Source organism: Oleisolibacter albus (assembly GCF_003336875.1).
GTDB classification, from domain to species: domain Bacteria; phylum Pseudomonadota; class Alphaproteobacteria; order Azospirillales; family Azospirillaceae; genus Niveispirillum; species Niveispirillum album.
On sequence record NZ_QGNJ01000030.1, the window covers coordinates 1 to 10,158 of the forward strand.

The 10,158-nt window shown below is 62.9% G+C and carries 8 protein-coding genes; 6 read left to right on the forward strand and 2 right to left on the reverse strand.

The genetic code is table 11. From position 1 onward, the window contains the following. Positions 1–385, reverse strand: a 385-nt coding sequence (locus tag DK368_RS20970; RefSeq protein ID WP_275668544.1) for a UTP--glucose-1-phosphate uridylyltransferase, incomplete at its 3' end; no start/stop codon positions are given. Between the two features lie 120 nt (positions 386–505). On the opposite strand from DK368_RS20970, the gene DK368_RS21560 reads away from it, so the two are divergent. The 4 genes from DK368_RS21560 (at position 506) to DK368_RS21790 (ending at position 3,854) form a co-directional block, all read left to right on the forward strand. Next, positions 506–1,057 carry a hypothetical protein gene (locus DK368_RS21560; protein WP_155524664.1) on the forward strand — a complete coding sequence of 184 codons (552 nt, stop codon included), beginning with the start codon at positions 506–508 and terminating at the stop codon, positions 1,055–1,057. A 456-nt stretch (positions 1,058–1,513) separates the two neighbouring features. Then, on the forward strand, positions 1,514–2,413 hold the full coding sequence (locus DK368_RS20975) for a replication initiator protein A (protein ID WP_114395925.1): 900 nt from the start codon (positions 1,514–1,516) through the stop codon (positions 2,411–2,413). A gap of 226 nt (positions 2,414–2,639) precedes the next feature. Further along, a complete protein-coding gene (locus DK368_RS20980) occupies positions 2,640–3,497 on the forward strand; it encodes an MraY family glycosyltransferase (RefSeq protein ID WP_114395926.1) in 858 nt (285 codons plus the stop codon). A gap of 147 nt (positions 3,498–3,644) precedes the next feature. Next, the gene (locus DK368_RS21790) at positions 3,645–3,854 is read left to right on the forward strand and encodes a hypothetical protein (RefSeq protein WP_155524665.1); all 210 of its coding nucleotides are present in this window, start codon (positions 3,645–3,647) and stop codon (positions 3,852–3,854) included. Positions 3,855–3,974: 120 nt separating this feature from the next. Here DK368_RS21790 and DK368_RS20990 read toward each other — a convergent pair whose 3' ends face one another. Then, positions 3,975–4,670, reverse strand: a complete 696-nt coding sequence (locus DK368_RS20990; RefSeq protein WP_114395927.1) for a YjbF family lipoprotein — start codon at positions 4,668–4,670, stop codon at positions 3,975–3,977. A 43-nt stretch (positions 4,671–4,713) separates the two neighbouring features. On the opposite strand from DK368_RS20990, the gene DK368_RS20995 reads away from it, so the two are divergent. Together DK368_RS20995 and DK368_RS21000 are read left to right on the forward strand one after the other, a co-directional pair. Further along, positions 4,714–7,494, forward strand: a complete 2,781-nt coding sequence (locus DK368_RS20995; RefSeq protein WP_162306127.1) for an SLBB domain-containing protein — start codon at positions 4,714–4,716, stop codon at positions 7,492–7,494. Positions 7,495–7,502: 8 nt separating this feature from the next. After that, positions 7,503–9,977, forward strand: coding sequence for a YjbH domain-containing protein (locus tag DK368_RS21000; RefSeq protein WP_114395929.1), 2,475 nt, complete (start codon positions 7,503–7,505; stop codon positions 9,975–9,977). Positions 9,978–10,158: the final 181 nt, after the last annotated feature.

Genomic DNA, 10,158 nt, shown 5'->3' on the forward strand with positions numbered 1-10,158 from the left:
CGAAGGGCTCGTTGCCCACGAATTCGCGCGCGCACCAGACGGCATGGCCCAGCCCCAGCGGCTCGGCCTGGCGCACATAGGAGATATAGCCGCTCTGGATCTGGATCGCCTCCACCAGCGCCAGCAGGTCGCTCTTGCCGCGCGTGCGCAGCGTCGCGTTCAGCTCGTAATTCAGGTCAAAATGGTCCTCCAGTGCGCTCTTCCCGCGGCTGGTGACAAAGCAGAACATCTCGATCCCGGCCGCCCGCGCCTCATCCACCGCATGCTGGATCAGCGGACGGTCCGCCAGGGGCAGCATCTCCTTCGGGATCGCCTTGGTCGCAGGCAAAAACCGCGTCCCCAAACCCGCCACCGGAAATACCGCCTTGCGCACTTTTCTGGGCATTCTGGCCTCTGGCTATTATCTGTCGTCGGTAATGCTCAACGGACGCAGCACTCTTGCCACGTTGCCATCGGTCTTGCAATCTTTTCGGATTTCCTTGGAAAGTGACTGGAAATCGCCGAAATGCAGACAAAAACCTGCCGCGAATTCTTCCAAAGCCGGGCAGGACCGGCATTGATCCAAAACAAGCGTCGTTGGTTCGGTGACATCCGCAGCGCGGGTCAGGGGCAAAGGATCCGTGTCATTTCTCTGGATGCGCAGCATGCCGACAGGTTCCTGGGCCTGTTTTTCCCGGTGGATAGGACCGCCGCCTTGGGAAAGGATCGGAACCCTGTCCTTGTAAGCCGGGCCGCGATGTCACTGTTCCCCCGAATTCGATGGGGAGGAAGCACGGTCTCCAAGCGGTTGGAGACGCTTGGTTTTCGCGGTCCGATCCTGTCGGCCTTCGTTTCGTTCCCGCCCGGCTCCGCCATGCTGTTTTTGTTTCCGGTTTTGGCTTGCCACCTGTTCCAGTCCGTATGTCCGGTGGACTTCCTTGACAATGGGGCCTCCGGATTCGTTGAAACGGTGACGTCTCCGGCCTTGAGTCCGAATCTTGAGTTACATCGGTTAAAGGGTTTAAACCGTTTTACAGTTACGGGCTGGAATTTGTTTTTTTTATCAATGACTTATTGAGGTTTGCGTCTCTGATCCCCCGTATTTGCGTCTCCAGACCTACGAAGTGGCGTCGCCGTTCCCCCGTGTCTCCGTCTTCGAAACCTCGACGTGGTGTCTCTGATCCAACGGGCTGTCGAATCATGTCGCGGAACCAACGTGCCAAGATTCGGCTGGAAAGGTGCGAGTGTCACCGTTTCAACGAATCCATGTGCCCGTTCCCCCTTGCCAATGTCACCGAACCCTCGATTCCGCGGGCAGTCGGGACCGGGTTTGGATCGCCAGGACCCCAAATCTTCGTTGGTACGGTGACATGGCCACAATGGCTTGTGGACAGGTCTGCCGGCTTTGCTCCTAATCGCCGGGAGCAGCGGTGTCGCGGTTCCGGCGCCGGCTCGTTGATTCGGTGACATTCATTCGGTCGCATTGGCGTGGTGACATTGCGGCAGCGCATCCGCAAGCGGTTGGAAGGGTGACATGAGCAAGGCGGTTGAACAGTCCCATCAGCTGTCCCTTCTCGACAGCCCGTTGATCGGCAGCGTCAAGAATGAACGCTCCGTCATGGTCTACAACTTCTTCGCCCTGACGAAGGAGAAGCGGACAGAACCCATCCGTTATCACGATGGCAAGGTGACGATCGAGGTCAAGGGAACGGACGCCGGCATCGCCACCATCTATGATAAGGAATTCCTCATCTATGTCGCCTCGCTGATGGTCGACAAGATGAACCGCGGCGAGCCGGCGGGACCGAGCTTCAGTTTCTCGGGCCATGATTTCTTCAGGGTCTGTCGGGTCTCGGCCGGCGGCAAATCCTACGACCGGATCTCTGGCGCGCTGGAGCGGCTGCAAGGTACCCAGATCAAGACCAACATCGAGACGGGCGGCGAAGGCACCGATGAGTGGTTCAGCTGGCTGAAGACCGCCAAGGCCGAGTATCGCAAGAACGCCAAGGGCGAGAAGGTCCTGAAACGCATCACGGTGGAGCTGTGCGATTGGCTCTACCGGGCGATCCTCAAGGACAACCGGATGCTGACCTATGATCCGGCTTATTTTGATCTGCCGCCGCTGGAAAAGCGCCTGTATGAAATGGCCCGCGCCCACTGCGGCAACCAGCCCGGCTTCAAGATCAATCTCGAGAAACTGCGTCTGCGTGTGGGGGCGGAAACAGACCTGCGCCAGTTCCGCTACAAGCTGGCCAAGATCGCAGAAAAAAAGAATCCCTTGCCTGAATACGGCTTCAAGCTGGTCAATGACCCGAACGGCGAAGGCGGGATCAAAGGGCAGCGCACGCAGTTGAAGAAGATCATGGTGGTATTCTGGCGGCTCGACCGCTGGCGTGAATATGACGTCAGCCGATTCGATGTGCTGGACGACTGAGCAACCCGGGTTCCACCGACCGGGAGCTCGGCGCGATCCGGGCTGAGGGAGGAGGGACCGCGTGGACATTCCCGCAAGTCTGGCGTTTGGAGTGGCCCTTCTCCTCGCCGGGCTCGGCAGTGCCTGTGGAACTGCCCTTGCTCTTCCTTATCTGCGGCGACATGGGCCCGTCGATCCTGTCACCGGGCGCAGCAGCCACAGCCGGCCAACGCCGCGAGGAGGTGGGGTGGGGCTGCTGTGCGGACTGGTGCCGGCCTGGATCGTGGTCGCCCTGCACGCGCAGAGGATGGGGGCTGTTGCGCCGCTGCTCTGCGGCGTGGGGGCGGTCGCGCTCGTCAGCTGGCTTGATGATCTCCGCTCCCGCCCCGCTTGGCTCCGACTGCTGGTGCAGACCGCTGCCGTTGCAGCCGGGCTGCAGAGCCTTCCGGATGGCACTGCGGTGTTCCAGGGGCTGCTGCCCGTCGGAGCCGACCGGCTGCTCACGGGTATCCTGTGGCTCTGGTTCATCAATGCCTATAATTTCATGGATGGCATCGACGGTCTGACCGCCGCTGAGACCATCAGCATTGGTCTGGGGCTGATGCTGGTGGCCAATCTCGCCTCGATTCCAGGGCCTCTGGCCGGGTGGGGGGCGGTGCTTGCCGGTGCGGCCCTGGGCTTCCTGCCCTGGAACTGGCATCCGGCCCGGCTGTTCCTGGGCGATGTCGGCAGCATCTCCCTGGGCTTCCTGGTGGGCTGGCTGCTGGTGCTGACGGCGGCGGAAGGCGCGTGGGCGCCAGCCCTGATTCTGCCTGCCTTTTATCTTGTCGACGCAACGATCACTCTGTTGCGCCGAATGGCGACCGGACATTCCCCCTTGGTTCCCCATCGCACCCATGCCTATCAGCGGGCCGCGGTGCGGATGCCGCATCATCATGTCGTGCTCCGCATCATCCTCGGCAACAGCTTGTTGCTCGGTCTTGCCAGTTATGCGGCCCTGTGGCCGGGAGCATGGCTGTCCATGCTGATGGGAGCGGCCGTGATTGCAGCCGCACTGTATCTCTGGCTGCACGGGTCAGCGACGGCACTGCTGATACAAAGGTAAAAGCTGTGCCGGCCGAATTCGACTTTTCCATCGCCGCGTGACAAAGAAGTGGTATAACGGGTTGGGTGTCCCAATTAGGAACTGCACCAATGAAGAACTCTGCTCTGATTCTGGCCGTTGCTTTGGCCATGTCCACGACTCCGACCTTTGCCTTTGCTCAGGCCGCTGGCGCCGGCGCCGGCGCCGGTGCTGGTACGTCGGCCACTGGCGCTGGCGCTGGTGCCGGTGCCGGTGCCGGTGCCGGTGCCGGTGCGGGCGCGGGCGCCGGTGCGGCGGGTGCCGCTGGCGCTGCGGGTGCCGCTGGTGCGGCGGCGGCGGGTGCCGCTATCGGCACGATCACCACGGTTGCCGCGGTGAGTGCCGTTGCCGTTGCCGGTGCGGTTGCCGCCGCGGCAAGCGGTGGCGGTGATGATGACACTCCCGGTGGCACCACCACGACGACCACGACGGCGACGTCGACGGCCCGCTGACCGTCCATCAGCCTGTATAAGGCTTCAGGACTTCGGCGTTGAAACCCGGCAGACCCGGAACAAGGGTCTGCCGGGTTTTCCAATAGATGCCCGTGTTGCGGTCAACCCAATACTCATTCTGATATGAGCCGCCGCGATAGGCGCTGTCGGGATCGGGTGTGACCTCCTCCGTGATCTTCAGCACCGTGTATTCGCGGTCCAGGATCGCAAGCTTCTCTTCTCCGCTTTCCGAAAAAATCGAGCGCAGACGCCAGCCGAACCGGCGCTGTTTCTGGACGTCGATCAGCCTTATCTGCTCGCGGCCAATGGCTTGCAGTGGCGGCAGCAACTTCCCCGTCACGGTGATGACCCGGCTGAGATCCGCCTCCGTTCCGGATGTCTGCACGACATAGGGTCCCTCGGTAATGACGAGTTGCCGCGCGGCGGTGGCCCAGGTCAGACGATTGCCGGAAACGGATTGCAGGACAATAAAGGCGGGATCGGTTCCGTCGAACCACGCCAGCATGGACGCGTAGGGCAGGCCATCGGCATAATCGCGCGTTACCGGCGATCGGGATCTTCCTGGAACAAGTTTAGCTGCGGTTGCCCAGAATGGAGAATCAGTGTTAATCAGACCGCACCCGGTCAACCCCAGCGGTGCGAGCAAGCCCGCCAGGATCGTTCTCCTGGAAATCTGGACGTCTTGGAGATCCCTCGCAATCATGCCTGTCTCTCGCAACCGTATGATGTCGCCCAACGGAGTTACCTTGCCCAGGCTCGTCCTTCACGCCATGCGTCTAGCATGCGGCATTGCTGTTGTCAGTGTTCCTGCATCCGCAATGGCCCAGAGTCTGGACCAAATGTTGAGTGGGCGGGCTGTCCAGCAGCAGTTGGAGCAGTTCAACCAAGGCCGTGATCTGGCCAGCGCTGCGCAGGCTCCCAGTCTGGATGCGCGCCGCATGTCCGGCCGACTGGTTGCCGATCCGACGACGGGGGGCGCGCGGACGGCGGCGCCGCTGCCGCTGGGGCGGTTGGAGCAGACCTATCTCCAGCGGCTGGGGCCGGGGGCCAAGCCGCTGCGGCAGTTCGGCTATGAGGCGCTGCGCGCGGCCCCAGCCGGCGCGGGTCTGCTGACCGGAACCGTGCCGGAGGATTACGTCTTGGGCATCGGTGACGAGCTGGTCGTCACCATGCGCGGCCAGTCCAATCGCACACTCATCGCACGGGTGGACCGCGAAGGCCGGGTCATCATTGATACCTTGCCGCCGATGGCGGCGGCCGGCCGGACCTTCGCCGATTTCCGCGCGGAATTGGAAGCCCAGGTGTCCGCGGCCTTTCTCAAGACCGATGTCTATATTTCCCTGGGTGCGATCCGCAGCATTCAGGTGCTTGTTACCGGTGAAGTCGAGCATCCGGGGCAGCTGACGCTGACCGGATTCTCCACCATTCTCGATGCTCTTGGTTCCGCGGGTGGTATCCGGGAGTCCGGCAGCGTGCGGACCGTCTCGCTGATCCGCAATGGCGAGACCCAAGTCGTTGACCTTTACGGCCTGCTGCAAGGTGGAGCCAGCCGCGATCAGCGGCTGCAGGACGGAGATCGGCTGATAATCCGCAGCCTGGGCGCCACCGCGGCCATCCAGGGCGACGTGAACCGCCCCGCCATCTATGAGCTGCCGGCGGCCGGTGCGCTGACCGTTGCCAAGCTGGCGGACTATGCCGGTGGATTCTGGCGTTCGTCCGGCAACCGGCTGCGGGTGCTGCGTCTGGATTCTTCCGGACGTGACACCATCGTGGCGGTCTCTCTCGGCGATACGGTCCGCCCCAATGATATTCTCCTGGTCGATACCCCGACCGAAGAACTGGCCCTGGAAGGGGCCTTCGAGATCGAGGGCCTCCGGTCGAACAAGGGCTACGGATCGCTGGCGGCCCTGCTGAAGACGCCGGATATGCTGGCGGCCGATCCCTATCTGCCGTTCGCCATCGTTCAGTCGGAAGAGCCCAACACCAGGGTCAAGCGCTATATTCCCGTCGATCTGTCGCGGGTGCTGGCTGGCAAGCAGGATTATCGTCTGTTGCCACGGGACCGGGTGATCGTGTTCAGCCGCGCCGATATCCGCTATCTGTCGTCGGCCGATGTGCAGGCCGTGATTCGTCAGCAATTGCCGCCGAGCATGGCGGTCGGCGGTGTCGGTTCGGCCGTCAGCCGCACGATGGATGCTCCGACGGCGACTGTGACGGGGACCCGGTCGGTCAAACTGTCCTCCCAGCAGATCAGCCCGAACAGCCCGGAAACCGAACAGAGCCGTTTTGATGCGGAGTTTGACCAGGAATCGAGTGCCGTCACCGGTGGCCTGATCGCCAATGCCCGGGGCGGGGTGGTCGAGACCGGTGTCCAGTGCGGCGGTCTGCGCGTTCTGGCGGAGACGCTACGCAACAGCATGCCGACGCGGTTCCTGGCTGCGAGCAAATACGGGCGTCTGGAAGAGACAGGCACGATCGCCAATGTCATGCCCTGTCCCGCCGTCTTCGACAAGCACCCGGATCTTCTGCCGTTGCTGCTGGAATATGCCGCATCGGTGGAAGGGGCTGTCCGCACGCCGGGCATCTATCCGATGCTCGCAGGCACTTCGGTTGAAACGCTGGCCCGTTCCGCCGGGGGGCTGACGCTGGAGGCCGATCCGAACCGCATTGAGATAACATCGGGCTTTGCGGCCGACCGTTCCTTCCTCTCTCTCGCGGCAGCCTCTTCTGTCGGTATCAATCCTGGCGATTCCATCCGCTTCAATCAGCGGGCAACCCAACAGGAAATGGGGATCGTCACGGTACGTGGAGAGTTGGCGCTGCCCGGAAACTATTCGATCCGCAAAGGCGAACGTCTGTCGGAACTGTTGCAGCGGGCGGGGGGCCTGACACAGCAGGCCTATCCCTATGGCGCCGTTTTCGTGCGTGAGCGGGTGAAGGAATCGGAACAGCAGGCCCGTGACCGGCTCGCCCGTGAACTGGAATCCTCCATTCCCATGGTGGTGGCCAGCTCGACCCAGAGCAATAACGCCATACAGGCCGTGCCGGCCATCCAGGCGCTGGCGCAACAGACACGCAACACGCCGGCTGTGGGCCGTGTGGTTGTCGAGGCGGACCCTCTTGTCCTTGCCGCCCATCCGGAGATGGATCTGATCCTGGAGCCCGGCGACAAGCTGGTGGTGCCGAAGCGCCCGTCGCACGTCGTCGTGTCCGGCGAGGTGCTGAACCCGGGGGCCGTCATGTTCAAGGCGGGAAGCTCCGCGGCGGATTACATCAAGTCGGCGGGCGGCACCTCCCAGTTCGCGGACGAGTCCAGCGCCTTCATCATCTATCCCAACGGCGAAGCGCAGCCGCTGCGGCTGGGAAGCTGGACCCGTGGCAGCGATCCGATCCCTCCAGGGGCGGTCATCGTGATGCCGCGCGACCCGAAGCCGTTCGACTGGATGTCGGTTACGCGTGATATTTCAGGGATCGTCCGTGACTTGGCCCTGTCGGCCGCCTCTCTGGCTGTGATCAGCAAAGACTAAACGTGGCGATGCTCCGCACCAGGCTTCGCCCGTCGTTCCTGTCGGCCTTGCTGGCTGGTACCGTGTTGGTACCAGCTGGCAGCTGGGCGCAGGCACCGATTATCAATGATCTCGGCGGCGTCGGCTTGATGCAGACGCCAACGGCCCGCATGGGAACGGATGGCACATTTTCAGGCGGTGTCTCCCATGTCTCCCCCTATACCCGGTATCACATTGCCGTTCAGGGTCTTCCCTGGCTGGAGGGGGTGTTCCGCTACACCTCGATCGGGAACCGACTCTACAGCCCCTATCCCGACTTCTCTGGCGATCAGGACTACAAGGACCGCGGCGTCGATTTGAAGCTACGCCTGCTGCAGGAATCGGACTCATGGCCGGATCTGGCCGTGGGGTTGCGTGACATCGGCGGTACCGGGCTTTTCTCGTCCGAGTACATCGTCGCCAACAAGGCCTTCGGCCCGTTGGATTTCTCCTTCGGATTGGCCTGGGGCAATCTCGGTTCCAGAGGCGTGGTTTCCAACCCGCTGCGGGTGCTCTCCCACCGCTTCGATCAGCGCAACAGTGGGGGGGCCGCGGGTGACTTCAACATGGATTTCTTCCAGGGGAAATCCATCGGCCTTTTCGGGGGGCTGGCTTATGAGACGCCGATCGACGGGCTCAGCCTGCTGATCGAATATGACGGCAATGACTATAAGTCGGAGCCGTTGGGCAATCGTTTCAAGGTCGATTCCCCGGTCAATGTCGGCTTGAACTACAAGCCGTTCGATTGGCTGCAGACCACGGCAGCCGTGGAGCGCGGCAACCGCTTCATGCTGCATGTCAGCCTGACAGGGGATTTCTCGGCGAAATCGTCGATGCCGAAATTCGATCCGCCAGCCCCCGTGCCCATGGTCCGTGATGCGGCCTGGACGGCACCGCAGCCGGCGGAGCGTGAGGCCGGGGCATCGACCCGCGGGCATGCGCGCGCGGAGGCTCCCTTCGTGCTGCGTGACGCGCTGCGCCAAGCGGCGGGCTCCTATGGTCTGACCGTTGTGGGGATTGAGGAGGAGTCCACACGGACTGTGGTCCGTGTCACCGGCTCTCCCCTGCTGGACGAAGCCATTGTCGCGCAACGGCTGAAGGACGTCCTGCCGGCCGGTACGCCCGATGCCGGGCGGGCCCTGACCGTGATCTTCCTCACTCCGACGGGGCCGCAGCTCTCCGTGACCCTGGACGCCACTCCGGTTGACATGGGGGGCGAGGCGCCTCGCCCCCTTGCACCGCAGCCAGGGGCCGATGATATCGGCCGGAAACTGGTCAAGGAGCTGTCGACACAGGGTGTCCAATTGCAGCAGGCGTCCTTTCAGGGACGCAAGGCGACGCTTTATGTCCAGCAGAACCGTTACCGCTCGCTGGCGCGGGCCTTCGGCCGGGTGACCCGGACGGCGGCGGCGGTGCTGCCCCCGTCATATGAAGAAATCGAGGTGGTGTTCGTCGAGCGTTCCATCGATGTCATGCGCGTCAGCCTGCTGCGCACCCACCTGGAGAGTGTGCTCCAGCCTGACGATCCACGGTCTGTCGAGGAACTGTGGGCCAAGACCGCGGTCTCGCCGCCGCCGGCGGATCGGCCCGCCGCCGATTTCCTGAATGACGAATTCTATCCGCGCTTCGACTGGACGCTGCGGCCCCGTTTGCAGCAGTCGGTTGGACGCCCGGAATCCTTCTTCCTGTATCAGCTGTCGGCGGCGGCATCGGCGGAACTGCAGATCGGGCCGCACCTGACCTTTTCGGGCACTGTCGCGCGCAGCCTGGTGGGGAACTTCGACAAGATGCGCAATGGTTCGGACAGCGTACTGCCGCATGTCCGCTCCGACATCAAAGAATATCTCCAGCAGGGAAAGACCGCCCTTGTCTCGCTACAGGCGGAGTACGCGACGAACATCGCTCCCGACGTCTATGGCCGGGTCTATGGCGGACTGCTTGAAGAAATGTTCGGCGGCGTCGGTGGAGAGGTGCTGTACCGGCCCTTCGGCAGCAGCTGGGCTGTTGGTGCGGACCTGAACTGGGTCAAGCAACGCGATTACGATCAACGCTTCAGTTTCCGGGACTACAGCACCACGACGGGGCATGTCTCCGGCTACTACCTTTTCGAGCCTCTTGGCGTGCTGGGTGTTCTGCGCGTAGGCCGCTATCTGGCCAAGGATGTGGGGGCCACGGTCGAGATGTCGCGGACGTTCGACAGCGGCGTCACTGTGGGCGTCTTCGCCACCAAGACCGACGTTTCGGCCGAGAAGTTCGGTGAAGGCAGCTTCGACAAGGGCTTCTACATCTCCGTGCCCCTGGACAGCCTGCTGCTCCGCTCGTCCCGCGGCTCCGCCAGCTGGGTCTACCGGCCACTGACACGCGACGGTGGTCAGCGGCTGGGGGTTCGCCGGCCGCTTTACGAATCCACATCGCAGACGACATCGCAACGGCTGATGAGCAGCTGGCCATCGGTGTTGGACTGACATCCCCGTCAAGACGGGAAGCCATGCCGCCGCTGTCTTCGCTCAAGGGCGAGGGCGGGTGTGTCAGGAATTCTGTGTAAGAGCATCCCCGCGGGATGTCGCTTTCAGCCGTCAGCGCGCTGACGGCTGAAAGCGATCGCCGAACATGATAGCGAACTGATTGAGGGCTGTCCGCCATTCC